The following is a 26345-nucleotide window of genomic DNA, read 5'->3' on the forward strand; positions in this document are numbered from 1 at the left end:
TCTTTTAACCCAGTATTACTGCTGATCAATCAGAGTATTAAGGGTCTTGCTCGGACGCATGACTTCAGTCGCCTTCTCTGGGTTTGGCCAGTAGTACCCACCGATATCTACCGATGAGCCCTGAACAGATTTCAATTCTTCCAGGATCTGGGATTCATTGTCATTGAGAGCGTTTGCCAGCGGCTTAAAGTGCTCAGACAGCTCGGCGTCATCAGCCTGAGCAACCAGAGCCTCCGCCCAGAACTTCGCGAGGTAGAAATGACTGCCACGGTTGTCCAGATTACCCAGCTCGCGCCCTGGAGATTTCTGTTCCTGCAGAATTCGCCCTGTCGCGATATCCAATGTTTTGCCAAGCACTGCTGCTTTAGCATTGCCGGTTTTCTCTGCGAGGTGCTCCAGCGACGCTGAAAGCGCCATAAACTCGCCCAGAGAGTCCCAGCGCAGGAAGTTTTCTTCAAGTAGCTGCTGAACATGCTTTGGTGCAGAGCCGCCAGCGCCTGTTTCAAACAGACCACCGCCGTTCATCAGGGGGACAATTGAGAGCATCTTAGCGCTGGTGCCCAATTCAAGAATTGGAAACAGATCAGTCAGGTAGTCACGAAGCACATTACCAGTGACTGATATCGTGTCTTTGCCGTCTTTCATGCGAGCAAGCGTGAATCGAGTAGCTGCTTCCGGCGCCATGATGCTGATTTCCAGACCGTCAGTATCTGCTTCCGAAAGATACGCCTCGACCTTTTTAATCAGCTCAGCGTCATGGGAGCGATTTTCGTCAAGCCAGAATACGGCTGGAGTGGAAGTCGCACGAGCGCGGTTAACAGCAAGGTTTACCCAGTCACGAATAGGAGCATCCTTAGCCTGGCACATGCGCCAGATGTCGCCCTTGGCAACCTCGTGCTCAATTAACTGCTCGCCGGATTCGGTAATAACGCGCACTTTGCCGTCAGCTGGAATCTCAAAAGTTTTGTTATGCGAGCCGTACTCTTCTGCTTTCTGCGCCATCAGACCAACGTTAGGTACTGTGCCCATGGTGCGCGGGTCGAAAGCACCGTGCTCTTTACAGAAGTCGATGGTTTCCTGATAAACACCGGCGTAACAACGATCCGGAATGACTGCAATTGTGTCATGCAGATCACCATCCGAACCCCACATCTTGCCAGATGAGCGGATCATCGCAGGCATAGACGCATCTACGATTACGTCATTTGGTACATGAAGGTTGGTGATGCCCTTGTCCGAGTTGACCATCGCCAGATGCGGGCGCTTCTCATAACAGGCTGCGATATCAGCTTCGATAGCTTCACGCTCATCATCGGGCAGCTTCGCTATCTTCGCATAGACGTCGCCGAGACCGTTATTAACATCAACGCCCAGACGCTCGAAGGTTTCTGAATACTTTTCAAAGACTGGTGCAAAGAAAACAGACACCACGTGACCAAAGATAATCGGGTCAGAAACCTTCATCATGGTTGCTTTCAGGTGAACTGAGAACAATACGCCCTTCTCTTTTGCTTCCTGGATTGTCTTGTCGAGGAAAGCCCGAAGAGAGGCAGCACGCATGACAGATGCATCAATAACTTCACCATCAAGCAGCTTCAGACCTTCTTTGAGTGGCGTTACGTTGCCTTCAGCATCAACGAACTCAATATCAACAACGTCAGCATTCGACAGTGTGAGCGATTTTTCGCTACCGTAGAAGTCACCTTCTTCCATATGCGCTACAGAGCTCAGGGAATCAGACGACCACTCCCCCATTGAATGAGGATAGCTGCGTGCATACTCTTTTACTGACGCAGGTGCGCGACGGTCAGAGTTACCCTCACGCAGAACCGGGTTTACGGCACTGCCTTTAATACGGTCGTAACGAGCTTGTACGTCACGGTCTTCGTCCGTTGCCGGATTGGACGGATAAAGCGGAACATCAAAGCCCATACTGCGCAGCTCTTTAATTGCTTCGCGTAGCTGTGGCAGAGATGCACTGATATTCGGCAGCTTGATAATATTGGCTTCTGGCTGCCCTGCAAGGGTGCCCAGCTCTGCAAGCGCATCAGGAATACGTTGTTCTTTTTGGAGGAATTCCGGGAAGTTGGCCAGAATACGGCCCGCCAGAGAAATATCACGTGTCTCAACATCGACGCCGGCAGAGCGGGAAAACGCCTGAATAATCGGCAGAAGTGAGTGAGTTGCCAATGCTGGCGCCTCATCGGTTTCAGTATAAATAATCCTGGATTCGTTCGCGGACATTGTGTCTCCTGTTGCGTTACGCTATTGCTGTGTCGCATGAACCGGCTTCACTAACTTGTGGTAAGTGAAGGACTCCGATCCGGTATGGCTGCAAGCTGGTGATGCCAGATTGCATCTAAACCGATGCTGAGTAGCTTCTTAAGTGCCGCTAATTTGTAGTTTTTCTACAAAAAATGCAAGCTAGACAAAAGAATAAGTAATTTTCTTACAAAACCATGGCTCGCCTGATACTTCTTAACAAACCATTCAACGTTCTTTGCCAGTTCACTGACAAAGAAGGACGACCCACTCTGGCCGACTTCGTAACCACACCCGGGGTATATCCAGCCGGGCGGCTCGACTATGACTCCGAAGGCCTGGTTCTGCTTACCGACTCCGGACCTCTACAGGCAAGGATAGCTGACCCTCAGCATAAGATGACAAAAACCTATTGGGTGCAGGTTGAAGGACGTCCTGATGATAGCGAAATTGATGCGCTTCGGAGTGGGGTCACCCTCAAGGACGGCCCAACCCGCCCTGCCAAAGTTGCCATTATTGAGCCACCCAACGTTTGGGAGCGAAACCCTCCGATTCGCTACAGGGAAAACGACGTCACCACCTGGCTACAAATCGAAATTTCAGAGGGGCGTAACCGGCAGGTCAGACGCATGACAGCCCATATTGGCCACCCCACTCTTCGTTTGATCCGGGCATCTGTCGGCCCCTGGTCACTCAGTGACATAGGCAAGCCCGGAGAGTTCACGTCCGTCGAGGTTCACATGCCAAAGAACTCCGGATCTCGCCGGAAGCCAACGAAACATAGCAGCAAGCCGACTCGACGCAACAGCACTCAACGCAAACGCTGAACCTCCAGCGCGGTAGCCATTCGAGCAGCCGCCAAAGATGCCTCATGCGAGCATTTCAGGTAAACTTCGCAGCTTGATTTTACCGGAGGCCTCATGACTGCCGAACGCTGGACACCGCACGCTACCGTAGCCACTATCGTCACCCGCGGGGACGACTTTCTCATGGTGGAGGAAATGAGCAATGGAGCGCGCGTCATCAATCAGCCAGCCGGACACATCGAGAAAGATGAAGCTGTTATTGATGCAGCCGTGCGTGAGACCCTTGAAGAAACCGGGTGGGAAGTGAAACCTACAGCCCTGCTCGGGTTTTACACCTACACAGCGCCCGCTAACGGTGTTACTTACCATCGGTATTGTCTTATTGCTGAAGCTATCCGGGAAGTACCAGGCGCAGAGCTGGATGAAGGAATTATCGGCCCATCATGGATGTCTATTGAAGAACTGAGGGGCGCCACCAATCTGCGTAGCCCCATGGTACTGACCTGCGCTGAAGACTACCTCTCGCGTAAACATTATCCGTTAGACCTGATTGTTGAGCATCCCTGAATGACAGACATCTCCAATACCAAAGTCATCGTCGGCATGTCTGGCGGTGTTGATTCTTCCGTATCTGCCTACCTGCTGATTGAACAAGGCTACCAGGTGGAAGGCCTGTTCATGAAGAACTGGGACGAAGATGATGGGACGGAATACTGCACGGCAAAAGAAGATCTTGCAGACGCCCAACAGGTCTGCGACACGCTTGGTATAAAGCTTCATCAAGCTAACTTTGCTGCAGAGTACTGGGATAACGTATTCGAACACTTCCTCCATGAATACAAGGCAGGCCGCACGCCGAATCCGGATATCCTGTGCAATCGCGAGATCAAATTCAAAGCCTTTCTTGAGTACGCAAAAGTACTGGGCGCTGACCTTATTGCGACCGGACATTATGTGCGTCGGGGGCAGCGTGGCGACGATACGGTCTTATTGAAGGGGCTCGATGGCAACAAGGACCAGAGCTACTTCCTGCATGCCGTCGGCGGAAAAGAGATCGCTATGACACTCTTCCCTGTTGGTGAGCTGGAAAAGCCTGAAGTTCGCAGAATAGCCGAAGAGAACAACCTGGTAACGGCCACCAAGAAAGACTCGACTGGCATTTGCTTCATTGGCGAACGTCGTTTTAAAGACTTCCTGAAGCAATACCTTCCTGCGCAGCCTGGTCGCATAGAGACACCTGAAGGTGAAGACATTGGCCAGCACAGCGGCTTGATGTATCACACTCTTGGCCAGCGTCAGGGGCTTGGTATTGGTGGCCTGAAGAATCACCCGGACGCTCCCTGGTTTGTTGCTGGCAAGGACCTTGAGCGGAACGTACTGATTGCCGTGCAAGGAAAAAACCACCCTTTGCTGTTTACCGACTGGCTTACTACTACTGAGGTGTTCTGGGTGAATGCCGCTCCGGATACGCCTTTGCGCTGCAAGGCAAAAGTAAGATATCGCCAGGACGATCAGGACTGTGTCATTGAAGCAAGTGGCACAGGATTTCGGGTAACGTTCGATAAACCACAGCGTGCAGTCACTCCCGGTCAGTCGGTCGTGTTTTATCTTGAGGATCTGTGTCTGGGCGGAGGCATAATTGAGGCAACGGGAAACAACTGATGACGACACAACAAAAACAACAAGCAATCGCCCTTGCTGCCGTATTTCAGGCTGCGTCACTCGTAGAGGAACTCGCCCGCACCGGCGACGTCCCCAGCGAAGCCACGCAGCCTATGATCGATAGTCTTTTTGTTCAGAATCCCGACAACTTCGATAGCATTTATGGCGACCCTGCCGAAAGCCTTGGGCGGGGGTTGGAGACATTACTGACGGTCAGCGACCGCGATGCTGGCCAGGTCAGCCCTGATGTCACCCGCTATGCATTGAGCCTGCTCCACCTTGAGAGAAAACTAAGCAAGGCTCCTGGGATGCTGGACGCCCTCGGGCAAGGCATTCAGCAGGCGTCCCGTCAGGCTGAGCATTTTTCGAATGCGCATCCTAATACTATTGCGGCACTCGCTGATCTGTACAAACAGACACTCAGTCAGCTGAGTTTCCGGATTCGAGTAACAGGCAACCCAACGTACCTGCAGAATGCGGGTACAGCCGACAAGGTTCGAGCCATTCTCTTATCTGGTATTCGTGCTGCAATTCTGTGGCGCCAAGTCGGAGGGCGCCGTTGGCAGCTGCTTTTCAGCCGTCGTCGTTACTCAGAAATATGTCGCGACCTCCTGACTGAATCGGACCATTCCTGATGAGCATTAATCGCCGTTTCAGTACAGCTCCGATGATGGACTGGTCTGATAAACATTGCCGTTACTTCTGGCGGCAGCTGACCAAAGACACACTGCTCTACACAGAGATGGTGACGACTGGCGCGCTGATCCATGGCAATCGTGACCGTTTTCTCGAATACAACGATATTGAACACCCGATCGCGCTCCAGCTAGGCGGCAGCAATCCTTCAGAGCTCGCCACCTGTTCCAGGTACGCTGAGGAATGGGGCTACGATGAGGTCAACCTTAACGTGGGTTGCCCGAGCGATCGCGTTCAGAACAACATGATAGGCGCATGTCTGATGGCTCATCCGCAGCTGGTCGCTGACTGTATTAAGGCTATGCAGGACAGTACCAGTATTGATGTGACCATTAAGCACCGGATCGGTATTGATGATCAGGATAGCTACGAGCACATGCGTGATTTTGTCGCCACCGTTGCTGAAACCGGATGCAAAACTTTTATCGTGCATGCACGAAAAGCCATCCTTCAGGGGCTTTCTCCAAAAGAAAACCGGGAAGTACCTCCTCTGCGCTACGATGATGTATACCGGCTGAAGCAGGAATTTCCAGATCTTGAGATCATCATCAACGGTGGGATTAAGACTCACAAGCAGATCGCCGAAATCATGCCGCACGTCGATGGTGTTATGGTGGGGCGTGAGGCCTACCAGAATCCGTCAGTGCTGATTGATGCAGACGAGCTTTACTTTGGCAAGCCCGCCAACACAGAGTCAGCAAAGGATGCTGTGCGAGCACTCTACCCCTATATAGAGTCTCTTTTAGCTAAAGGAGCCCCGCTTCATTATGTCAGCCGACACATTCTGGGCCTCTTTAATGGTCAACGGGGCGCGAGATTATTTCGTCGCTACCTGAGCGAACGGGCTCACCTTCGGGAGTCCGGCACTCAAGTTTTAGAGGAAGCGCTGCAGCTGATTGACTGAATTACTCAGCCATCGCTGCATATTTCTCCCTGGCATCACTCAGGCCGCCAACATTCGTGATGTTGGTGTACCCTTCAGCCTCTAACGCTTTCTGAGCAATACCAGCGCGATTACCCGACCGACAGTAAAGATAGATAGGTGTATCCTTATCTTCAACAAGGGCAGAAATCTTAGCGGTAATCTCACCATGAGGAACATTGGTCGCAGCATCCAGGTGCCCTGAATTGAACTCCCCTTCACTTCTGACATCCAACCATACCGGTTCGGAAGCGAAAACAAGCGCCGAAGTAAACAACATCACGAGCGCAGTAATTACTTTCATAACTAACTCCAATTACCTGTTTTGTATCGTCTTTTACCTTTCTCAACGTTGTTGTCAATTGACCTTAACCTTGAGTTCCTACACTCTAAGATAAGTCAGACACATTCACATTACCAGCCTGGAATATAGAAATGAGCAAACTGGAAGCACTACGCGGAATGACGGTAGTGGTCGCCGATACAGGTGACATCGAGGCAATAAAAACTCACAAGCCGGAAGACGCCACCACAAATCCGTCGCTCATTCTGAAAGCTGCAGCGATACCTGCGTACCGCCCACTCCTCGAAAAAGCAGCGCAATGGGCGTCATCTGCAAACAACAATGATTCCATGATTGCCAACGCCTGCGACTATCTGGCCGTTGCGATCGGCAAAGAAATTCTCGGTATTATACCGGGGCTGATCTCGACCGAGGTCGACGCTCGCCTCTCTTTCGATACAGAAGCAACCATTGCCAAGGCAAAGAAGCTTATTTCTATGTACGAGGCAGAGGGCGTTCCGCGCGAGCGCGTTCTGATCAAAATAGCCTCTACCTGGGAGGGTATTCAGGCAGCGCGCAAACTTGAAGCGGAAGGCATTACCTGCAACCTCACCCTGCTGTTTAATTTTCACCAGGCAATTGCTTGTGCTGAAGCGGGCGCAACGCTGATTTCACCCTTTGTTGGCCGCATCCTCGACTGGCACAAATCTAAGCTCCCCGATGCTGATTTTTCCGGTGACAACGATCCTGGTGTTCAGTCGGTCGCCAGAATCTACCGCTATTACAAAACCTACGGGCATAAGACCGTCGTTATGGGGGCCAGCTTCCGTAATACCGGCGAAATTGAAGCCCTGGCAGGCTGTGACAAGCTAACAATCAGTCCTGACCTGTTAGCAGAGCTGGCATCTGACGCGACGCCCTTGGTTCGCCGTCTTGAGCCACAGCTGAGCAGTGCAGACGAGGAAATCAAGGTCGACGAGGCAACATTCCGTTGGGCCATGAATGAAGACGCCATGGCTACTGAAAAATTAGCTGACGGTATTCGTCGCTTTGCTGCAGACCAGCAATTACTTGAGCAACAACTGACAGAACTTCTATGATTCGCAAGTTTTTCGAAAAACTCACCGGTGAGCAGTATGTGCCCGAGCCTCAGGACTCGGCTATCGCTGCCGCGGTTCTTATGACAGAAATCATTCGTGCTGATCATGATGTGGACGACACAGAAAAAGACGCGATGCGAGCCGCCCTTAAGAGCCTGATTCCCGAACGGGACGTCGAAGCGTTACTTACAGAGGCTTTTGATACGGTCGACGTTTCAAATGATTTACAGCGTTTCACATCTGCGATTCACGATCAGTGGGAAGTCGAGCAAAAGATGGAGCTTCTGGTCTCGCTATGGAGAATCGCCTACGCCGACAACGATCTGGATAAATACGAGGAGCACATGATTCGCAGGATTGCCGATCTTTTGTATATTTCTCATTCCGATTTTATCAAGGCAAAGATAACTGCACGTGATCACTGAACTGAAGTCGTGCTTTGACGACCTCAAAGCGCGCCTCTCTGATTTAACCGGGCACCTCAATACAGAACGTCCACACCACTTCTACCCTCTGAGTGATACCGAGCAGGCGATAAATCCAGACCCAATCCATTGGGCAAACGACCATCTCGCCGATCTCTGGTATATGTCTCATGAGCAGGACGGAAGAACAACGCGCAGCCGTCACGGGCTTATTCTCGCAAGCCCGGAAACCCAGTTACTGATCAAAGAGGTAAATGACTGCAAAGAGGCTTTTGCACGGGTATCGAGAACACTCCGGGGCACCTCTGAAACGAGCCTGAAGAGTGCCCTCAGTGCGCTTGATGCGCGCGGCTCGTCGTTTCGGAATCTCATTGGCAACGCAAGCGGACTTCGCCGCATTCACCTGAAACAATGCACAAGAACCCTTCCTCTCCTTGATGAGTATCCGGTGAGCTGCCGTTTTACCTGGTATGCCCATGGCCGGAGTATCAAGCGCATTTCAGTCAAAGAAGCCGAGCAGGCTTTGCTGGATATAGGTGAAGAGAAAGCACATGTACAAGCTCAGCTAAAAATACTTGGCAATCTCCCCCCAAGCTCAAAACTTGCCCAGGTCCAGACACTTGCACCGACAGTCAGAGCCAACGTTGTATTTCAGAGCGGGCGAAAATCACTTAACTGTCCCGTGCCGATCTTTGTTGCTACCGATAATCCGCATAGTGAGCTACCGAAGATAAAGGACGTTCCTCTAACGCCGCCCGAGGGGCGTAGTAGGAAAAGTAGAGAAGATAATCTGATTAGCGAGGCTCCGATTCTGCCCAGCTTGAGAGTTCACACTTACGAATAAGTACCACAAGGAACAAACAGCACAAGGAATAAGTACCGGTACGAAAGAGTAAGCTGACTCTGCTACAGCAGAGCCAGCCTTGTCGCATCAGAGCCTGTTCAGGCCATTGAGCGCTGCAACCCGGTAAGCTTCTGCCATTGTCGGGTAGTTGAATGTCGTATTGACGAAGTAACGAAGAGTATTCCCCTCACCCTTCTGATTCATAATGGCCTGGCCGATGTGCACAATCTCAGCTGCCTGGTCACCAAAGCAATGAATACCTAAGAGCTCCAGCGTCTGACGATGAAACAGTATCTTGAGCATACCCACGCCTTCGCCAGTAATCTGTGCACGTGCGATGTTCTTGAAAAAAGCCTGCCCGACCTCGTACGGAATCTTCTCTTCCGTCAGCTGTCGCTCGTTCTTACCGACCGACGAAATCTCGGGAATCGTATAAATGCCCGTAGGTACTTCATCGACAAAACGGAACTCCTCTGGCGACGAAATAATTGCCGCCGCTGCCCGGCCCTGATCATAGGCTGCAGATGCAAGTGCCGGCCAGCCAATCACATCGCCAATGGCGTACACATGAGGCACCGCGGTACGGTATTCGCCATCCACATCGACCTGACCACGACTGTTTGTTTCAAGCCCTACGTTCTCCAGTCCAAGGCCGTCGGTGTTACCCGAGCGTCCTGCGGCCCAAAGGAAAGCATCCGCCTTCACTTTTTTACCCGAAACCATGGTCATAGTTACGTGACGCTCATTAGCTTCAACGGAAGAGAACTGTTCGCTGTGACGAATCAGAGCGCCCTTGTCACGCAAGTGATAGCTAAGCGCATCAGAAATTTCATCATCAAGGAAGTTGAGCAGGCGATCACCCGGGTGGATCAGGTCAACTTTAACCCCAAGGCCCGAGAATATTGACGCGTACTCACAACCAATCACACCTGCACCGTAAATAATAATGGTACGTGGCGTGTGCTCAAGGCTGAGAATGGTGTCTGAGTCATAAATACGTGGATGATCGAAATCGATCCCCTTCGGACGCCAGGGGCTTGAACCTGTCGCGATGACAAATTCATCGGCAGTCAGACGGGTATTGGCCTGAGCACCGGCCATAACGTCCAGCGTGTGCTCATCAACGAACTGAGCCTTGCCTGTATAAACGCTGACGCGATTGCGGCCATAAAACTCAGTCCGCAATTTCACCTGCTTGGCAATGACCTTCTCAGCGCTTTTCAGGACCTGAGGGAAAGAGAACCAGCGCGGCTCCCCGATTTCCCGGAACATTGGGTTGGTATTGAACTGAATGATCTGCTTAACCGCATGACGGAGGGCTTTGGATGGAATCGTCCCCCAGTGGGTACAGTTACCACCAACCATTTTCTTGTCTTCTACGACAGCGACTTTCTTGCCCTTTTTGGCTGCATTCATCGCAGCCCCTTCACCCGCAGGGCCTGCACCTATAATGACGACGTCGTAATGGTATTCCGCCATGAATCTGAAACTCCGTTATAGCAATCAGTTATGTCTATTGTAGGCAATAATCAATGAACTGCTGGATTAGCGCTTAGTTGCATCATAAAAATCGGCACCATCGGATGCCTTGGCTGCCTCTTTGCTCTCTTTTTCGCAACGCGACTTATCGCCACCACAGACATCACAGGCCTGTTCCATGCCGATAGCGCTCATGCCGCCGCACGAACCTGATATAGGTTTACGCCCCATAATCACACCAATAGCCATAGCAGCAACAATGGTGAGCATAACACCGAAGGCAACAAGAATTGTCGACATAATCAAACTCCAGAATGATATGGCTGATCAGTGGCCCGCAGAGCCAAACATCCGCTCAAATGCTGATGAAGAGGCTTCTTTGAAACCATCGCCATCACGAATAATAAAATAAGCCGGCAGGTCATTCGCTTCCGCCAGCGCCATGGCAGCCTCAGGCCCGGCCACGTTGAGTGCTGTAGCCCAGGCGTCTGCCAGAGAACAGGTTGGAAGAATCACACTGACCGACGCCAAAGCGTGACGAATCGGATAACCCGTCAGTGGATCAATTGTGTGTGAATACCGTTGACCATTTTCTTCAAAATAGTTCCGGTAATCACCCGATGTAGCGACCGCGTGATTTCCGGGTGCGATGATTTTCTGGGCTGAATGACCGACTTCCATTACGGGCCGCTCAATTGCGATACGCCAGTCACCCGAGGGTTTGGCACCTCGGATACGGACCTCTCCACCGATTTCAACAAGATAGTCGCTTATCTCCATGGCTTCCAGGAGTAGACCTATGTCATCAACAGCCCAACCTTTAGCAACCGCAGACAGATCGATGTACAGCGGCACGTCCATCAGAATCTCGTTTTTCTCCTTATCGAGAGCAAGCTTATTCATACCTGTCATCTCAAGAAGCTGATCTACCTCTGCCTGGCTTGGTACGCCCTCTCGCTCTTCTGGCCCGAACCCCCACAGATTCACCAAAGGCCCTACGGTTACATCAAGACGCCCCATACTGTATCGGTTGATGTAGCTGGCGTCCTGAAGCACCGACATTAATTCCGGGCTTACTTGCACGGGCTTTCCCGCCAGCGTCTCAGAATTGGAATTCAGGCGCGACAGTTCAGAGTTCTTTTCATACGTAGAGAAGACTGAAATCAAGTGGGCGAGCCTGTCCTCAACCTGCTCGTGTACCTCTGTCGGTGTCGCCTCGCCACCAAACCAACTGATGTGATACTGCGAACCCATAGTAAACCCAGAAATACGGCGTAGCTCTGGCTGAGGTTCAGAGCAGGAAGCCATGAAGACAACACTCAACAGGATTACTAAGACAGTCTGGAGGTTCTTATTCATTGAAACAAAAGCCTTTTTCATAATTGCACGAAGTATACAGAGTGACTGTAACTTCCACCACGATGGAGAGTTGCTTTTCCGTCTTATACCCAAAAGCATGGGAAGAATTACGAAATAGAATGACAAAATAACTTAACGGTTATATTTCAGATGCAAACCATACGATATAATGAGACTGAGAATTGCTTTTGAAACGATACATCGAGTACCGGACACCATGTCGAACAATGCAGAATCTATGTCAGACGAAATGCTTGAGCTGATTGCACAGAGATTCAGACTCCTGTCTGACCCAATGCGGCTGAAAATACTTCACCAACTACAGAGCGGCGAAAAGTCTGTCACTGAGCTGGTAGAGAACACCGGCGCATCCCAGCCTAATGTCTCCAAACACCTGTCGACTCTGCGCACTCACGGCCTCGTGAAACGTCGCCAGGAAGGCAATATGGCATTTTTCAGTATTGCTGCGCCTTTCATTTTCGATGTATGCAACACAGTATGCGACAGCATGAAGAGCGAGTGGGAACAGCGGTCGAGTCTGCTAGGTAGCTGAATCGCTCATTATGACGGGAGCGACCAGATCGTGCGCGCTCCCTGCCTCACATGCTCGACATACCCTTCTGATGACCAACCATCCAAAACTCTTCTGAATTGATTCCGCTCGATACGAACACCATCCACTGCATGACTTCCGGGGTTATCCGACAGCAATCTCGCCTTAACCTCAGCAGTCAAAACCTGTTCCATATGCGTTCTGAGACGATCTTCACTGGCACCGAGACGCAACAGCGGCAGAACGCTTCTCCAGATTCTGTCTGTCTTCATAGGTAGCTTAACCAGCTGGTGAGCAAGATTCCCTCCGCGATACACGTTAGCCTGAGCAATCAACTCAATGTCTTTCCGTGGTGGCGTGCCGAGTGGCGCAACTTTCGTTGGAAACGAGCGTTCTGCCATCCTGATACGATCACTGTCGTCGGCGATGCGCGCGAGCGCTTTGACATCGCGCTCCCAGTTCTTCAGGAGGGTTTTCACATGGACGCTTAACTCATCCAGCAAATGCCAGATTTTACCTGACACCTGGCTCCGCACTTGCTGACGTAATTCTTGCAACCTCACGTCACTGGTGCCACTGCCATCCATACCCGTCTGCATAAGGTAGTAAACAGGCTTGTGCAACGACTGCGCATAAACCAGCTCACGATGCTGAAAACTAATGCCGGTGGGCGTCGTTGGGCCGTAGTTTTCGCCCAACAGCAAAAGAAAAGCATCCGCCTGCGCAATCTGCTTTTTTACCAATTCCCAGTCATACTGAGCGTAACGTGCATCCCAGACAAGTCCTGCGCCCACAGCGCCAGCCAGGGCGACTTGTCGATCGACCTCGAATCGCGCTGCAACATCATCTGGCAGACTGGAGACGTAGACTAGGAGATATTCTTTGCTCGGCATTTCCGTACGCAAGATAGGGTTCTGTTAAGCTGACAACTATAACAGCCCAGACAGATTCAGAACATAGATAATCGTCGTCACCGTCACGCCTGACCCTAGCGTAGACAAAGCGATCACATCCGCCGTTAGACGGCTATCAGCATTCATACTCTTAGCCATAACAAACGCGGCAGCTGCGGTAGGAGAGGCAAACATAAGAGCAATCACTCCCAGCGCCGCCCCGGTTATCCCGATATAAACTGCGGAAATAATAATCAACGCGGGCAATGCAACCAGTTTAAGGGCAACGGCAGACCAGACCACCGAGTCCGCTACCAGCGCCCGACTCATTGTCAGTGACGCACCAATTCCTATAAGAGCCAGAGGGAGTGTTAATCCGGCAAGAATATCGCCGGTCTGAAGAAGCACCTGAGGCAGTTCCAGACCCAGACTGCGGACGACACCGGCAAGTGCAATGGCGATAATCAAGGGGTTACGGGCAGTCGTCATCAGCTGCTGCCCCCAGGAAATATCCCTGTCCCCGGACGCAAGTACCCAGACAGAAAGAAGATTATAAACCGGCGTAACCACAGCCAATACGAGCGCTCCCAGTATCGCGCCCTCTTCCGGGTATGCATTGAGGCACAGCGCAAGCCCGACAATCCCCAGGTTAGACCGGAAAGCCCCCTGAACAAAGGCCCCATGACGATACGGTGCGACCCCCATAATCTTCGATACGACAAAGACAAGCACGAAGGCACCCAGTGAAGCTGCCAGAGAAAACCACACCAGAGGCAGGTGCTGAGAAACCGCCATGTCAGCGGTAACAATCGCCAGAAACATGAGCACTGGCAACGACACATTGAACACAAGTCGCGATGAGGTCGCTACGAAAGCATCATCGATATGCTGTTTATGCCGGAGGTAAACACCCAACACGACAAGCAGCACGACGGGCACAGTAATGGATAGAGTCTGGATAAGCAGTGAGATATACATGGTGCGGAGTATACACCCGATGAAAACAGCATGTGAGTCAGGTAAAATGCGGTTTCACTTTTCCTGAAGCAGCCACCATGACCCGTAAAAAGAAAACCCGCTCGCTATCGCGCATCCATCAGGTGAAAACCGGAAGCATCAAAAAGCTAAAGCGAGAGGCTGGCACCGATCGTCAAAGCGGCAAGCGTACCAGCAAAAAAAATAAGTCTGTCTTCGAGAAGTTCCTTGAGTCGAATCCAGAAGCCAAAAAGCAACTGAAAGTCGACCAGGAAGCAGCAGCACGCAAGAAAGAAGCTACGCAGCGTGTGGATTCGCAAAAAGACCGTGAACACAAGCGCGAAGAAGAAACCAAAGAAAGAGATCCAGATCTGCTTAGCCTGCTGGACAACAATAAGCGCGACGAAGACCTGTACTGATGCCCCACTGGCCTAAAGCCGATCTGAACCTTCGGTGCTATCCCGATGTGCCTGCTAACGTCAGCATGCCTTGGGATGCTGCTGATGAATTCCTGATTAATGAGGCGGCCCAGCCGGTCAGCCTCATATTGAATGATCGCTACGGCGCCCTGTCCTGCGCGTTTCCAGAGGCTCAGATATGGCATGACAGTTTCTGCGCCCAAGTAGCGACACAACAGAACCGGAGCGAAAACGGACTGTCGGAAGCAGAGTTTCTAAGCCACCCTGACCTGTCTGATGCCTTCGCTCATGTCAAATCTGACGGTGAAAACTCAACGGTCCTGATCCGTATTCCTAAGCAGAAAGAGCAGCTGGCAGAACAACTGCACTACCTGTCGAGGGTGTCTCCTGATGCCACGGTTCTTCTTGCCGGAATGGCGAAGCACATCCCAATACCACTATTAAACTGGCTTGAGGAGCATGCTGGCTACTACGAACAGCTGCCAGTAGTGCGCAAGGCCAGACTGATAAAAATACGAGGGTTAGCCGGATTCAGAGACCTGCTACCATCCACCCGCAGCTATGAAATCAACGGCTTTTCCCTGTCAGCACCGGCCGGGGTCTTCTGCGGTGATCGCCCAGACCCTGGGGCACGTGCAATGCTGAAGCACTTACCTTCCAACCAGACCGGAATTATCTGTGATCTTGGGTGTGGTAACGGCATTCTCTCAGTACATCTTGCCAGCAACAATCCGGAAGCAACCATCATAGGTACCGACGACTCTCAGCTGGCAACCCTCGCAGCCAGAGAAAACCTCAGGGCCAACTCTCTGAAGGGTGATATACGTCAGGGCAACATTTTGTCGTCGGTTGAGGAAACCCTCGATACGGTTATCTGCAACCCGCCATTTCACGATGGCCACAAGCAGCTGACCTCCATCGCCGAGAGCATGTTTCACGAAAGCTTTCATCAACTACGTAGTGGCGGCGAACTCCTCGTCGTCGCCAATCGCCACCTGCCCTACACCAAAGTGCTGAAGCGGCTGTTCAGAAATGTAGAACTGATTTCCGATGATAAACGCTTCAATATTTACCGCTGCGTTCGTTGATGCTCGTCTTTCCACTCATCAGTTTTGCTTACGAAACAGACGTTAAAAACAGTCGTTTTATCGCTGAAGTAATGCCAGTAACCGAGACTGAGGCGATCAGAGCACGCCAGCAGGAACTGAAAGACGCGCACCCGAAAGCCAACCATGTGTGCTATGGCTTTCGCGTGATGAATGCCGAAGGCCAGGTTTCTGAAGGATTCAGTGACGATGGTGAGCCCGGAGGAACCAGCGGTCCGCCAATACTGAGAGTGATGCAGCATCACGACCTGATCAACTGCGCGATTCTGATTACTCGATACTTTGGCGGTATAAAGCTGGGAATGGGCGGTCTTCAGCGTGCATATAGCGGCTCAGCATCAAATGCCATCATGAATACCGATAAGGAAAACTGGGTTGAATGGCGACCTGTCAGCTCAGTTTGCCTGAGCTGCGATTTCAAAAATGAAGCGCAAGCCCGCTACATCGCGGGCGAAGCAGGCGCCAGCATCGATAAAGAAGAGTACTCTGCGACTGGTGTTACCCTGACATTATCAGTCACTGAGGATCAGGAAGCCTTCCTGCGAAATCACCCGGATGCAAGGTTATTCGAAATCGTGTCAGGCACGCCTTAGAATTTCTGGAATCTCGCATGGCTCGCGGACGGGGTGAATATTGATATTACCAACGCCTGCGCCAGCCAGACGGTTGTAGATATCGCATGGAGAAGCTTCAAAACGCAGGCACAGTACCGATTTATCCGCGCATATACGTCTCACCGAATGAACGCGACATACGCCTAGACTTTCAAGGTGGGCTTTCTGCTCGTCGTTAGAGGCGCGCAATTGCATCTCGAATTCACGAAACCGGCCACTCTCATCCCTCAGTTCTGCGAGTTCACGCTGATTGATTACGCTCTCAAATCCCATTGGGGTGAGCTGATTAATATCGACTGATAGTTGCGTGCCAGAAACATCTACCAGTGTAAGCTCAGTATTCATAGGCCTTGCCGCTTAACTGTACACATAATAGACAATAGACAACGCTGAGATTTATGCAAAGTCAATACTACATGGCACGCCACTTTGTAAAACGAGAACTGTCATACATGCTTCACCATAACCTTGTGATCAAGCTCTCATTGCTACTTTTTCTGTACAATAACCTCCTACCAATAATCACGGAGCTCAATCAGTGCCATCCGATACACACCTCAGTCCGATTGCCCGCAGTGCCTGGTGTCTCGCGCTTATCGACAGCTGCATTCCACATCTGACTCTTGAAGAAAGCGAGACTGCTTCAAACTTTGATCACTGGAAAAAAGCAATATCAAAACTCAGGGCTTTCATCAGCGGTGAGTTGAAGTCAGAGTCGAACCTTGAACGCTTCTACAACGCATTTTCTGACTGGGAAGCCACCTTCGAGAACACTGACTCCCTCAATGGACGCATCTCTGCTTTGGTGTTTTCTGCGACCCACACAGCGTTTGCGGCTCTGTTTGATGAAGATTCGGATGACACCTCACTCATACGAGGCAACATTAACGATCTCCATCAGGAGCTTGAAGCTCTCGGCGGCGACGGTGAAGGACTGGCCGACTATTGGAAGGAGCTGGACAGCGAATGGACATCAGCCCTGAGCAATGTAAAGCAAAGGCCTATCTCTGGTGCCATTCTGCGCTCGCTCGCAGACGTTGACACCTCGCCTTTCGGGTTGTCCTCCTGATCCGTCGCAGCTGCCAGAAATACTAAATTATGCTAGTCTCCGCGCTCGAATTTGCGCGGAGGCTACACCATGACCTTTACCCCAGAACTGCTATCGCCCGCTGGTACGCTGAACAACATGAAATACGCGTTTGCCTACGGTGCTGACGCTGTATACGCCGGCCAGCCAAGATACAGCCTTCGCGTGCGTAATAACGACTTCAACATGCAGAATCTTGCCACAGGGATTGAGTACGCTCACAACCTTGGCAAGCAGTTCTATGTCGCCAGCAATATTGCGCCACACAACTCAAAGATCGCGACGTATATGCGTGATATTGAGCCTGTGATTGAGATGAAGCCCGACGCCCTGATTATGTCCGATCCGGGTCTGATTATGATGGTCAAAGACAAATGGCCAGATCAGGTGATTCATCTGTCTGTTCAGGCAAACGTCGTCAACTGGGCCAGTGTCGAATTCTGGCGCCGCCAGGGCGTCAGTCGGATCATCCTCTCGCGCGAACTGTCGATTGAAGAGATCGCCGAAATCCGCGAAAAGTGCCCGGAGATGGAAATCGAAGTCTTTGTTCACGGCGCACTCTGCATTGCTTATTCAGGCCGCTGCCTGCTCTCCGGCTATATGAACCACCGTGACCCGAATCAGGGCACCTGCACCAACGCCTGCCGCTGGAAATACGACGCCCACGAAGCGGAAGAAACCGCCCAAGGTGACGTTGTCCCGAAGGGCGTGAACGAATTCGATCCAACTCTCGGGCGCGGCGCGACCTCGGATAAGATCTTCCTGCTTCAGGAAGGCAACCGCCCGAATGAATATATGCCGGCGTTCGAAGACGAGCACGGCACCTACATCATGAATTCCAAGGACTTACGCGCCATCCAGCATATTCAGAAGTTGGTGGAGCTCGGTGTACATTCGCTGAAGATCGAAGGCCGCACCAAATCTCATTACTACGTGGCACGCACCGCACAGGCGTATCGCAAAGCGATTGATGACGCTGTGGCAGGCAGAAGCTTCGACAAAGGACTGATGGATACACTGGAGAACATGTCGAATCGCGGCTACACCGAGGGCTTCTTCCGCCGTCATGTGCATGACGAGTATCAGAACTACGAGCGCGGGAACTCAGCCTCAGTACATCAGCAGTTCGTGGGTCAGGTGACCGAAGTCCGCGATGGTCGTTTAACCGTTGAAGTGAAAAACCGCTTCCAGAACGGCGATACCGTTGAGCTGATGACCACCGCGGGCAATGTGACCTACACCCTCAACGACATCCGTGACACGGGTGGCAATCCGCGAGACGATGCGCCCGGCTCCGGTTTTATCGTAACCATTCCTGCTGACGGCCTTGAGCACCTGCCTATGGAGCGCGCCATGTTGATCCGTAACCTGCCGGATGCTCCTGACCAGAACGCAGTGATCGCTGCCGAACAGGTGACGCCAACATCATGACTGAGGGTCGGCACACCTCACGGCGGGATACCCGCCACATACCGAACGACGGCCTGATCCCGCCGCTCTATATCGACGACGACATCATCGTCGTCAACAAGCCTGCCGGCCTGCTAAGCGTGCCGGGGCGGTACCTGAAGGACTCCTGCGTCAGTCGACTCGAGGAACGCTATGGCGAGATTCTGGTGATTCACCGGCTGGATCAGGACACCTCTGGCATTCTGGTGTTTGCCCGCGACAAAAAAGCGCTGAATACCGTCCAGCGCCAGTTTGAAGCCCAGACCACGCGCAAAGTCTACGAAGCGGTCGTGATGGGAGAAGTATCCGGCAATCAGGGGTGCATCAACCTACCCATCATCGTCGACTGGCCAAATCGTCCACGCCAGATGATCAGCCACACGGACGGCCGTTATGCACTGACACGCTGGCAAAAACTCTCTGTGGAGAACGGTAATACCCGCGTCGCGCTGTTTCCGAAGACCGGTCGTTCGCATCAGTTACGCCTGCATATGCAGCAGATCGGACACCCGATTGTTGGCGATACGCTTTACGCAGGCGATGCTGCGGAGTCAGAACCAAGACTTTGCTTGCACGCGAAAGAGCTGGATTTTGGTCACCCAGCAACGGGGGAGCGCATGGAGTTCAAATTGGAGCCCGGCTTTTAAACAGAGTCAGCAGTCAAAGCCACTGATCCTCCCGGCGAACCTCCCGCGCAAACGCCGATGAAAACGCTTTAAGGCGTGATTTCGCCAGGACATTTCGTCCCTCTGCGTTTCGGGTATAGATTAACTCTGCCGGCCCGACATACCGCTCCCAGTTTCGATGAAAGGCCTCAGCATTACTTTTATTCAAGGCCAGCTTCAGCGGTACTGCATGAAAGTCAGAGCGGCCATAACTACCCTTTCGTCTGATCAAGTACCTTGGTGAATCAATTGGGCTGACGACCTCAGCTAAAGCATCAGAAAACATAGACGATTCATAAAAGGTACCACCTAACATTCCAACAAAGTAGGTTCCATCTGCGTGCTTTATTCGCTCTACAAATAGCTGTTTCCTTGGGGTTTCGATGTATCCAGCCTCTGCGAGACTTGAGGCAACCGCTTCACCAATTTGTCCCAGAGAGAGGGTCGGCCGTCATCCTGGAAAAATTCACCAAAGCTGGCCTAACCTACTGTTTTTATTGAAAATATCCGAGACAAGTTTTTAGGTGGCCGGTAAAACTCCCAAATTTAGCCACTTCGAATGCAAACCCCTGGCGCCACTCGATTTTTTGGAAATTACGCGCAATTACGCATGGTATGCGTAATTCGATATAACGCTGACTTCTGCTATCGATTTGCACCGCTCTTTGGGCTAAAATTGCGCAGCCGACCGGGTATGAGCCCTCTCTGTCGGAAAACAGCAATAGGGTCTGCGAAGCGCCTGAGGTGGCCAGCGATAAGAGCAAATACCCTACTGAGCCTGAGAGCAGCAGGTCATCCACTGGCTTCCGGGGTTTTACTTCTTTCTTCCAGTAAACGATTCATCATTTCTGTCTTAATTGAGATTTCCGTTTCCAGCTTGCCAATCGATACAGACGCCTGGGCTTTCCAGGCGAGCAGCTCTTCATTCAGCCTTTTAAGCTTATCGAGTTACTCTGATTGTTTTTCGAGCTCGGATAGTTGGGTTTTGAGTGACTCGACTTCTGCTGATTTCGACTCCAAATTTGTTATTAGTTTGCGCTGCTCGGCTTCCAGCTTTGCAACCGTTTTCTGTGTGGCGCCAAGCTCAGCTGCCAATCTTCCGTTGTCTTTGTTCAGCTGCGTGATATCACCCTGCTTAACAGAAAGTGTTTGATTTAAAGTCCTGATTTCAGCTTGCAATTGCTGTGTTCTGGTTGAATACCCCGGACACCTCAAGAAGAGATAAACTCTTCACCAACAGAGGTGCCAACCATGAGCCAGAAACGTATTTACAAACAGTACCCGCAAGAATTTAAAGAAGAAGCCGTTGCTCTCGTGACTGAGCAAGGTTACTCCGTTCCAGAAGCCGCTAAATCCTTGGGGATTGCCACCAACTTGCTCTATCGGTGGAAAGAAAAACAGGAGCAGTCAGCCAGTGAGTCGAGGCCTTCAGAAACCGAGCTGGAAGAGCTGAAACGGCTTCGTCAGGAAGTCAAAACCCTGCGCATGGAGAAAGAGATTTTAAAAAAGGCTTCCGCTTTCTTCGCGAAAGAAATGAAGTGAAATTTCACTTCATTGACCAGCACCGACAGAGCTATCCGGTACGCCTGCTCTGCCGAGTGATGAACGTCGGTAAGTCGGCGTTCTACGCGTGGAAAGCTCGTCCAGCGAAGGTGATCACTGCGGAAGAGTTACACCTGTACCGACGTGCCAAAGCGTTGTTCAAAGTCTCCAGAAACAGCCGCGGAAGCCGAGAATTGGCCAAAAAACTGAATGAGGAAGGCATCAAGGTAACTCGGCACCGAGTACGCATGGTTATGAAGAAACTGGGATTGAAAGCCACACAGCGCGTGGCTTACAAGGTGACAACCAAGCGTAAGCACAGCGACCGGATTGCAGATAACTTGCTGAATCAACAGTTCAACCCGGTGGGCATGAATCAGGTCTGGGCTGGCGATGTCACCTACCTTAAAACAGGCGAGGGTTGGATGTACCTGGCGATCGTCATGGATTTGTATTCACGTAGGATTGTTGGCTGGGCCATCGATAAACGCATGACGACGAGCCTGATCAGTCGGGCCATGATCAAGGCTTACAACCTCCGCCAACCGACAAGAGGTCTGGTGTTTCACAGTGACAGAGGATCGCAGTACACCAGTAAAGCCTTTGCGAAACTACTGAAGGGCTATGGCGTACGAGCATCTATGGGAGACGTCGGTGCCTGCTGGGATAACGCCGTCGTTGAACGCTTCTTTGGCAGTCTGAAACACGACTGGCTGTTCAAGGTAAGCCAGCCAACACGTGCTCATATGAAGCAGGACGTAACGGCTTACATGAAATACTACAACCAGGATCGCTTGCACTCTACGAACGGTGATTTATCGCCGGTAGATTACGAGAAATTAGCAAATTAATGTGTCCGGTTTTGTTGACCAGAACAGGGCGTATTTATATATTGGTGGTATTCGAAAAAAGAAGGGTCGATGTCAGCAGATAGAAGTATTGGGGACTGGATATTGCTGGTGTTTACGATCATTGCTTATGCTTGGCTGGCGATTGGTTTGGTGGTGCTCCCACTTGCACAATAATGAATCCATAGTCACGAGAGTAGTCACATCTACAGAATACTTGCTCTAACAGCCACTTAAAAATGCCTAGAGGGAAACGTTATGCTTGATATAGCAGAAGAAAATGAACTGGTCCGAATTAAAGCCAGAGGTACGCCCGGAGGTTCAGATTATGATCGCTTCGTGCCGATCTTCGAGCGCATAGCGGCCAAGGAATCAGCTTCAGTTCCCATGCTCATCGAGCTCGCGTCCAACTTCTCCGGCTGGGACTTAAGCGGCCTTTGGCGCGATTTAAAGTTCGATGCGAAACACCAGGATAAGTTTGGCCGAATTGCTATCGTGGGTAACAAGAACTGGCAGGAATGGGGAACGAAGCTTTTCGACCCATTATTCCCCTCCGCTGAAATGCGCTTTTTTGACTCCAATGAAATAGACAGCGCTGAATTATGGGCGAGTGCTGGTCATGGAGATATTGCCTATGAGTGAAGCCAATTTTGATCTCGATTCGGCTGACAAGCGTCGCACGCTTTGGATTGTGCTCTGGCTAAACGTGGCTATCGCGGTGGGGTTCTTGGCGACGGGTTTTGTCGGTGACTCCAACGCGCTTATCGCCAACGGCCTTGATAACTCATCCGACGCTATTGTGTATGGATTAAGTCTGCTTGCCTTATCTCGTTCTCGCACGTGGAAGCGCGGCGCGGCACGTTTTTCCGGGATTATGCTATTAATCTTCGCCGGCGGCGTGGTGCTAGATGCGATTCGTCGCTATTTTGAGGGATCGGAACCTGCGGGCGCAATGATGATGACGATGGCTGTCATCGCAGCGGTGGTGAATCTTCTGTCACTCTACCTGTTGAAGAAATTGCAAAGTAAAGATGTAAATTTGCGCGCAGCGACCACTTTCAGCATGAATGATTTTGTCGCAAATGGCGGCGTGATACTTGCGGGCATCATTGTTATCTGGACAGGTTCAAATTTGCCGGACTTGCTGGTAGGGATCGCTGTTGCATGCATTGCACTCTATGGTGGCATCGATATTTTGCGGGATGCTCACATGGATAAACATGATGAGCATGGCACCAAGCATGGCGAATAAAGCAAGTATTGACGAGCATCACAAAAACGCAACGGCGATCAATACACTGATTCCACAAGGCGGCGGTGATCATTATCAAAACCAACGCTGTCCTGGAGAATAGATCGCCTGCCGGCAATACCCGAAAGTCATTTCATCCTCCAAAATGTTCGTATTAAAAAGCGCGAATAACTTTGCCCCCTATTCGGATTTATTGGTGGCCGACCGGCGAGAGTCTAGAGTGCTTTGTTGATCAAAGCGTCTATTTGCTCAACAGTCTTTTTGCCCCGTACGACCTTGCCATTAACAACAAACGTGGGCGTACCGATTATATCAAATTCTGTTTTGGCTTGCAGTTGCACGGCTATTATAGCTTGGTCTTGACTCGGATCATTGATGCAGGCATAAAAGTCTTCCTCATCTATGTTGAGGGCGGCAGCCTGCTGAATCAGCGCTCTGTCAACATCATCCGCCTCGGCCCAAGCTCCTACTCGCGCGAACAACACATCTAGCATCTTATAGTATAGGTCACCAGCACAGCGCGCAGCCACCGCGCCGCGTATTGCCGCATTGCTGGTTGGAAAATTACGATAGATAAAACGCACTTGGCCAGTATCGATATATCGTGATTGTATGTGCGGCAGTACTTCTCTGTGAAAATAGATGCAGTAGTCGCATGTTAACGAGCCGTACTCGATGATAGTCACCGGTGCCTGTACGCGGCCAAGCGCAACCTCGTCATCAGCAGTTACCGGATATACTGACAGCATCACAATGGTAAAAAGCAGAAATTGAATCCATAAAGTTGGTATTTTTTTCAAAAGTATTTTCATTATATTTCCCTTGCTTTGAAGTTGCTGACGGCAATTTCAGGCCTCTGTTATTATAAATAATTTAGTACATCAGCTAATCGCCACGACGACTCAGCCGGAGTTAGCTACCCCGGCTTTCGCCGGGGTATGACAATTATTTGCTAACTTTGTTATCTCGGCGGTGGACCCACTGATACAGCACCGGAAGTACGAGCAAGGTTAAGATAGTTGAAGAGATAATCCCTCCAATCACAACTGTCGCGAGTGGTCGTTGAACCTCTGCACCGGTACCGGTATTCAGTGCCATCGGCACAAACCCCAAACTTGCGACAAGTGCCGTCATTAAGACTGGCCGTAGTCGGATCATGGCTCCGTCTACGATGGACTGGGTCAATTCTCCCGTCTCATGCCAAAGTTGACGTATGAAAGCGAGCATCACCAGACCATTCAAAACGGCTACGCCTGATAAGGCAATGAACCCAATGCCAGCAGAGATAGATAACGGCATATCACGTAAATACAGTGATAACACGCCACCAGTGAGCGCGAGTGGCACACCACTGAAAATAATCAATGCGTCTTTCAGTGATGCAAAGGCCATGACCAGCAAACCCAAAATCACCATCAAAGTGAGTGGCACCACAAGGGATAGACGCTGACTGGCCGATTCCAACTGTTCAAAGGTGCCGCCGTAATCTAACCAGTAGCCTGGAGGGATATCGGCTTGTTCGTGAATTTCCTTTTTTACCTCACTAACAAAACTTCCCAGGTCTCGCCCGCGCACGTTTGCGGTTACCACAACACGTCGTTTCCCATTTTCTCGACTAATTTGTGCTGGAGAAGGTGCAATACTGAGGGTCGCCACTTCTTCCAGAGGGACATAGTCGCCGTTGGGAAGAGGAACAGGTAAGGATTTAAGTCCTTCGATATCCCGTCTGAGCAGCTCGGGAAGACGCACGATCAGCTCGAAGCGACGATCTCCTTCGTATAAAACACCCGCTGATTCGCCACCTATTGCTGCGGCAATCCAATCCTGCAGTTGAATCACATTCAAACCATAGCGACCGAGCGTTTCTCGTTTAGGGCTCACTGACAAGGATGGCAATCCCTCCACTTGCTCCATTCGGACATCGGCTGCGCCTTCAACGGTGCTTACAACCTGTAAGATGTCTTTCGCGGTAAGGGTGAGTTGGTCCAGGTCATCACCAAAAATCTTTATTCCTAGATCTGCTCGGACACCCGAAATAAGTTCGTTAAAACGCATTTGTATGGGCTGGGTAAACTCATAGTTATTTCCTGGTAGCTGCCACAGTGCTTCTTCTATTTCTTCAAGTAATTCACTCTTTGTTTTTGATGGTTCAGCCCATACACTTCTGGGTTTTAGAATCACAAACATATCAGCAATACTTGGCGGCATAGGATCAGTGGCTACTTCTGGTGTGCCTATTCGAGCAAAGACTTTATCGACCTCCGGAAACGCTTTAATGCGCTGTTCCAGAACCTCCTGCATTTCGACAGATTGTTCCAAGCCTGTACCGGGTATGCGTAGCGCTTGAAGAGCAATGTCACCTTCGTTTAACTGCGGCACAAATTCTGATCCTAGAGTGGTCGCCAGCCAAATGCTGAACGCCACAAGGAGAGCTGCACCTGATACGACCACCCAGCGAAACTTGAGTGTGGCAAGCAGTAACGGACGATAAACAGATTTGGCTGCGCTGATGACGACGCTTTCTTTTTCACTAATTTTTCCATTCATAATCACCGCGACGGCTGCAGGAACCAGCGTTAACGACAATATCATGGCAGAAATTAGCGCCATCACGACGGTCGCAGCCATCGGGTGGAACATTTTTCCTTCAACGCCAGTCAAGCTAAATATCGGGATGTAGACGATGGTAATGATGGCGACACCGAACAGGCTTGGACGTATCACTTCAGAAGTCGCTTCAAATACCGTATTCAGTCGTTCACGAAGATCTTGCCGTCCACTCTGATGCTGTGCTTCAGCCAAGCGTCGAATACAATTTTCAACGATAATTACAGCACCATCGACAATCAAACCAAAATCGAGCGCTCCCAAGCTCATTAAATTGGCAGACACGCCTGTTTTTACCATGCCCGTTATCGTCATCAGCATCGCCAAAGGAATGACTGCAGCGGTGATAAGTGCAGCACGTATATTCCCCAGCAATACAAATAAGACAACAATAACGAGTAGCGCGCCTTCCAATAAATTTTTGCTTACCGTCTTAACGGCTTTATCAACCAGGCTTGTGCGATCGTATACCGCTTCCGCAATAACGCCTTCTGGCA

General features: G+C 51.0%; 29 protein-coding genes. 18 read left to right on the forward strand and 11 right to left on the reverse strand.

All coding sequences use genetic code 11. From position 1 onward, the window contains the following. Nucleotides 1-15 precede the first annotated feature (15 nt). Nucleotides 16-2244 carry an NADP-dependent isocitrate dehydrogenase gene (locus B3007_RS08470; RefSeq protein WP_297533528.1) on the reverse strand — a complete coding sequence of 743 codons (2229 nt, stop codon included), beginning with the start codon at nt 2242-2244 and terminating at the stop codon, nt 16-18. Between the two features lie 215 nt (nt 2245-2459). Between B3007_RS08470 and B3007_RS08475 the strand changes: the two genes are divergently transcribed. From B3007_RS08475 to dusA, 5 genes are all read left to right on the forward strand, one after another. Further along, nucleotides 2460-3089: a pseudouridine synthase gene (locus B3007_RS08475; protein ID WP_297533527.1), complete on the forward strand. Its 630-nt coding sequence runs from the start codon at nt 2460-2462 to the stop codon at nt 3087-3089. Nucleotides 3090-3182: 93 nt separating this feature from the next. Beyond that, the gene (locus tag B3007_RS08480; protein ID WP_297533526.1) at nt 3183-3635 is read left to right on the forward strand and encodes an NUDIX hydrolase; all 453 of its coding nucleotides are present in this window, start codon (nt 3183-3185) and stop codon (nt 3633-3635) included. Continuing rightward, on the forward strand, nt 3636-4730 hold the full coding sequence (mnmA, locus tag B3007_RS08485) for a tRNA 2-thiouridine(34) synthase MnmA (RefSeq protein ID WP_297533525.1): 1095 nt from the start codon (nt 3636-3638) through the stop codon (nt 4728-4730). Beyond that, nucleotides 4730-5365: a high frequency lysogenization protein HflD gene (hflD, locus tag B3007_RS08490; RefSeq protein WP_297533524.1), complete on the forward strand. Its 636-nt coding sequence runs from the start codon at nt 4730-4732 to the stop codon at nt 5363-5365. Before mnmA ends, hflD begins: the two co-directional genes overlap by 1 nt. Further along, nucleotides 5365-6330, forward strand: a complete 966-nt coding sequence (dusA, locus tag B3007_RS08495) for a tRNA dihydrouridine(20/20a) synthase DusA (RefSeq protein ID WP_301378769.1) — start codon at nt 5365-5367, stop codon at nt 6328-6330. Before hflD ends, dusA begins: the two co-directional genes overlap by 1 nt. Nucleotide 6331: 1 nt before the next feature. On the opposite strand, the gene B3007_RS08500 is transcribed toward dusA, so the two are convergent. Then, nucleotides 6332-6652 (reverse strand): rhodanese-like domain-containing protein, encoded by a 321-nt coding sequence (locus B3007_RS08500; protein WP_301378771.1) that lies wholly within the window; start codon nt 6650-6652, stop codon nt 6332-6334. A 131-nt stretch (nt 6653-6783) separates the two neighbouring features. Here B3007_RS08500 and tal point away from each other — a divergent pair, with 131 nt between their 5' ends. From tal to B3007_RS08515, 3 genes are read left to right on the forward strand one after another with little or no spacing between them, the layout of a single operon-like run. Further along, complete coding sequence (gene tal, locus B3007_RS08505; RefSeq protein WP_301378772.1) at nt 6784-7731, forward strand: transaldolase; 948 nt, start codon at nt 6784-6786, stop codon at nt 7729-7731. Continuing rightward, nucleotides 7728-8156, forward strand: a complete 429-nt coding sequence (locus B3007_RS08510; RefSeq protein WP_301378774.1) for a TerB family tellurite resistance protein — start codon at nt 7728-7730, stop codon at nt 8154-8156. The genes tal and B3007_RS08510 overlap by 4 nt, the downstream gene beginning before the upstream one ends. Continuing rightward, complete coding sequence (locus tag B3007_RS08515) at nt 8146-9000, forward strand: DNA replication terminus site-binding protein (RefSeq protein WP_301378776.1); 855 nt, start codon at nt 8146-8148, stop codon at nt 8998-9000. Before B3007_RS08510 ends, B3007_RS08515 begins: the two co-directional genes overlap by 11 nt. Nucleotides 9001-9087: 87 nt before the next feature. On the opposite strand, the gene sthA is transcribed toward B3007_RS08515, so the two are convergent. From sthA to B3007_RS08530, 3 genes are all read right to left on the reverse strand, one after another. Further along, entirely contained in the window at nt 9088-10479 is a 1392-nt protein-coding gene (gene sthA / locus B3007_RS08520) for a Si-specific NAD(P)(+) transhydrogenase (protein ID WP_068441039.1), read from the reverse strand. A 66-nt stretch (nt 10480-10545) separates the two neighbouring features. Next, a complete protein-coding gene (gene nqrM, locus B3007_RS08525; protein WP_068435307.1) occupies nt 10546-10779 on the reverse strand; it encodes a (Na+)-NQR maturation NqrM in 234 nt (77 codons plus the stop codon). A 27-nt stretch (nt 10780-10806) separates the two neighbouring features. Then, a complete protein-coding gene (locus tag B3007_RS08530) occupies nt 10807-11838 on the reverse strand; it encodes an FAD:protein FMN transferase (RefSeq protein ID WP_297532709.1) in 1032 nt (343 codons plus the stop codon). Between the two features lie 217 nt (nt 11839-12055). Here B3007_RS08530 and B3007_RS08535 point away from each other — a divergent pair, with 217 nt between their 5' ends. Further along, a complete protein-coding gene (locus B3007_RS08535; RefSeq protein WP_084189078.1) occupies nt 12056-12391 on the forward strand; it encodes an ArsR/SmtB family transcription factor in 336 nt (111 codons plus the stop codon). 8 nt (nt 12392-12399) lie between these two features. On the opposite strand, the gene B3007_RS08540 is transcribed toward B3007_RS08535, so the two are convergent. Next, the gene (locus tag B3007_RS08540) at nt 12400-13296 is read right to left on the reverse strand and encodes a DUF4062 domain-containing protein (protein WP_301378779.1); all 897 of its coding nucleotides are present in this window, start codon (nt 13294-13296) and stop codon (nt 12400-12402) included. A 24-nt stretch (nt 13297-13320) separates the two neighbouring features. Continuing rightward, on the reverse strand, nt 13321-14262 hold the full coding sequence (locus tag B3007_RS08545; RefSeq protein ID WP_068441050.1) for an AEC family transporter: 942 nt from the start codon (nt 14260-14262) through the stop codon (nt 13321-13323). A 77-nt stretch (nt 14263-14339) separates the two neighbouring features. On the opposite strand from B3007_RS08545, the gene B3007_RS08550 reads away from it, so the two are divergent. Genes B3007_RS08550 through B3007_RS08560 form a run of 3 tightly spaced genes read left to right on the forward strand, consistent with a single transcriptional unit; the run spans nt 14340 to nt 16377 of the window. Continuing rightward, nucleotides 14340-14678: a hypothetical protein gene (locus tag B3007_RS08550; RefSeq protein WP_068441053.1), complete on the forward strand. Its 339-nt coding sequence runs from the start codon at nt 14340-14342 to the stop codon at nt 14676-14678. Continuing rightward, nucleotides 14678-15766, forward strand: coding sequence for a class I SAM-dependent methyltransferase (locus B3007_RS08555; RefSeq protein WP_068441056.1), 1089 nt, complete (start codon nt 14678-14680; stop codon nt 15764-15766). Before B3007_RS08550 ends, B3007_RS08555 begins: the two co-directional genes overlap by 1 nt. After that, nucleotides 15766-16377 (forward strand): IMPACT family protein, encoded by a 612-nt coding sequence (locus tag B3007_RS08560; protein WP_068441059.1) that lies wholly within the window; start codon nt 15766-15768, stop codon nt 16375-16377. The genes B3007_RS08555 and B3007_RS08560 overlap by 1 nt, the downstream gene beginning before the upstream one ends. Here the strand turns inward: B3007_RS08560 and B3007_RS08565 are convergent. Then, complete coding sequence (locus tag B3007_RS08565; RefSeq protein ID WP_068441062.1) at nt 16363-16743, reverse strand: hypothetical protein; 381 nt, start codon at nt 16741-16743, stop codon at nt 16363-16365. The genes B3007_RS08560 and B3007_RS08565 overlap by 15 nt on opposite strands. A 193-nt stretch (nt 16744-16936) precedes the next feature. Between B3007_RS08565 and B3007_RS08570 the strand changes: the two genes are divergently transcribed. From B3007_RS08570 to B3007_RS08580, 3 genes are all read left to right on the forward strand, one after another. Then, a complete protein-coding gene (locus B3007_RS08570) occupies nt 16937-17467 on the forward strand; it encodes a hypothetical protein (RefSeq protein ID WP_068441064.1) in 531 nt (176 codons plus the stop codon). A 69-nt stretch (nt 17468-17536) separates the two neighbouring features. Continuing rightward, nucleotides 17537-18916 (forward strand): tRNA 5-hydroxyuridine modification protein YegQ, encoded by a 1380-nt coding sequence (gene yegQ, locus B3007_RS08575; protein WP_301378787.1) that lies wholly within the window; start codon nt 17537-17539, stop codon nt 18914-18916. Further along, nucleotides 18913-19581, forward strand: a complete 669-nt coding sequence (locus B3007_RS08580) for an RluA family pseudouridine synthase (protein WP_297532691.1) — start codon at nt 18913-18915, stop codon at nt 19579-19581. The genes yegQ and B3007_RS08580 overlap by 4 nt, the downstream gene beginning before the upstream one ends. A gap of 966 nt (nt 19582-20547) precedes the next feature. On the opposite strand, the gene B3007_RS08585 is transcribed toward B3007_RS08580, so the two are convergent. Continuing rightward, the gene (locus B3007_RS08585; RefSeq protein WP_301378789.1) at nt 20548-20778 is read right to left on the reverse strand and encodes a hypothetical protein; all 231 of its coding nucleotides are present in this window, start codon (nt 20776-20778) and stop codon (nt 20548-20550) included. Nucleotides 20779-20850: 72 nt separating this feature from the next. On the opposite strand from B3007_RS08585, the gene B3007_RS08590 reads away from it, so the two are divergent. The 3 genes from B3007_RS08590 to B3007_RS08600 all read left to right on the forward strand — a co-directional run bounded on the left by B3007_RS08590 (nt 20851) and on the right by B3007_RS08600 (nt 23241). After that, nucleotides 20851-21992, forward strand: a protein-coding gene (locus B3007_RS08590; RefSeq protein ID WP_301378791.1) for an IS3 family transposase whose coding sequence is annotated in 2 segments (ribosomal slippage) — nt 20851-21112 and nt 21112-21992 — 1143 coding nt in all. Because the reading frame shifts where the segments join, the coding sequence is not laid out codon by codon here. Nucleotides 21993-22247: 255 nt separating this feature from the next. Further along, on the forward strand, nt 22248-22631 hold the full coding sequence (locus B3007_RS08595) for an STAS/SEC14 domain-containing protein (RefSeq protein WP_068436090.1): 384 nt from the start codon (nt 22248-22250) through the stop codon (nt 22629-22631). Next, complete coding sequence (locus B3007_RS08600; protein WP_301378794.1) at nt 22624-23241, forward strand: cation diffusion facilitator family transporter; 618 nt, start codon at nt 22624-22626, stop codon at nt 23239-23241. The genes B3007_RS08595 and B3007_RS08600 overlap by 8 nt, the downstream gene beginning before the upstream one ends. 215 nt (nt 23242-23456) lie before the next feature. Here B3007_RS08600 and B3007_RS08605 read toward each other — a convergent pair whose 3' ends face one another. After that, complete coding sequence (locus tag B3007_RS08605) at nt 23457-24053, reverse strand: DsbA family protein (RefSeq protein ID WP_301378796.1); 597 nt, start codon at nt 24051-24053, stop codon at nt 23457-23459. 133 nt (nt 24054-24186) lie between these two features. Continuing rightward, nucleotides 24187-26345, reverse strand: a 2159-nt coding sequence (locus tag B3007_RS08610; RefSeq protein ID WP_301392224.1) for an efflux RND transporter permease subunit, incomplete at its 5' end; no start/stop codon positions are given.

The organism is Thalassolituus sp. UBA675, assembly GCF_002297765.1.
Lineage (GTDB): Bacteria > Pseudomonadota > Gammaproteobacteria > Pseudomonadales > Oceanobacteraceae > Thalassolituus.

Coding starts and splice junctions, on each gene's coding strand:
- B3007_RS08605 (WP_301378796.1), bottom strand. CDS start 24,053: ATGAAAATACTTTTGAAAAAAATACCAACTTTATGGATTCAATTTCTG.
- B3007_RS08600 (WP_301378794.1), top strand. CDS start 22,624: ATGAGTGAAGCCAATTTTGATCTCGATTCGGCTGACAAGCGTCGCACG.
- B3007_RS08545 (WP_068441050.1), bottom strand. CDS start 14,262: ATGTATATCTCACTGCTTATCCAGACTCTATCCATTACTGTGCCCGTC.
- B3007_RS08470 (WP_297533528.1), bottom strand. CDS start 2,244: ATGTCCGCGAACGAATCCAGGATTATTTATACTGAAACCGATGAGGCG.
- B3007_RS08580 (WP_297532691.1), top strand. CDS start 18,913: ATGACTGAGGGTCGGCACACCTCACGGCGGGATACCCGCCACATACCG.
- B3007_RS08595 (WP_068436090.1), top strand. CDS start 22,248: ATGCTTGATATAGCAGAAGAAAATGAACTGGTCCGAATTAAAGCCAGA.
- dusA (WP_301378769.1), top strand. CDS start 5,365: ATGAGCATTAATCGCCGTTTCAGTACAGCTCCGATGATGGACTGGTCT.
- B3007_RS08500 (WP_301378771.1), bottom strand. CDS start 6,652: ATGAAAGTAATTACTGCGCTCGTGATGTTGTTTACTTCGGCGCTTGTT.
- B3007_RS08530 (WP_297532709.1), bottom strand. CDS start 11,838: ATGAATAAGAACCTCCAGACTGTCTTAGTAATCCTGTTGAGTGTTGTC.
- yegQ (WP_301378787.1), top strand. CDS start 17,537: ATGACCTTTACCCCAGAACTGCTATCGCCCGCTGGTACGCTGAACAAC.
- mnmA (WP_297533525.1), top strand. CDS start 3,636: ATGACAGACATCTCCAATACCAAAGTCATCGTCGGCATGTCTGGCGGT.
- B3007_RS08560 (WP_068441059.1), top strand. CDS start 15,766: ATGCTCGTCTTTCCACTCATCAGTTTTGCTTACGAAACAGACGTTAAA.
- B3007_RS08480 (WP_297533526.1), top strand. CDS start 3,183: ATGACTGCCGAACGCTGGACACCGCACGCTACCGTAGCCACTATCGTC.
- B3007_RS08550 (WP_068441053.1), top strand. CDS start 14,340: ATGACCCGTAAAAAGAAAACCCGCTCGCTATCGCGCATCCATCAGGTG.
- B3007_RS08510 (WP_301378774.1), top strand. CDS start 7,728: ATGATTCGCAAGTTTTTCGAAAAACTCACCGGTGAGCAGTATGTGCCC.
- B3007_RS08535 (WP_084189078.1), top strand. CDS start 12,056: ATGTCGAACAATGCAGAATCTATGTCAGACGAAATGCTTGAGCTGATT.
- tal (WP_301378772.1), top strand. CDS start 6,784: ATGAGCAAACTGGAAGCACTACGCGGAATGACGGTAGTGGTCGCCGAT.
- nqrM (WP_068435307.1), bottom strand. CDS start 10,779: ATGTCGACAATTCTTGTTGCCTTCGGTGTTATGCTCACCATTGTTGCT.
- hflD (WP_297533524.1), top strand. CDS start 4,730: ATGACGACACAACAAAAACAACAAGCAATCGCCCTTGCTGCCGTATTT.
- B3007_RS08475 (WP_297533527.1), top strand. CDS start 2,460: ATGGCTCGCCTGATACTTCTTAACAAACCATTCAACGTTCTTTGCCAG.
- B3007_RS08555 (WP_068441056.1), top strand. CDS start 14,678: ATGCCCCACTGGCCTAAAGCCGATCTGAACCTTCGGTGCTATCCCGAT.
- B3007_RS08565 (WP_068441062.1), bottom strand. CDS start 16,743: ATGAATACTGAGCTTACACTGGTAGATGTTTCTGGCACGCAACTATCA.
- sthA (WP_068441039.1), bottom strand. CDS start 10,479: ATGGCGGAATACCATTACGACGTCGTCATTATAGGTGCAGGCCCTGCG.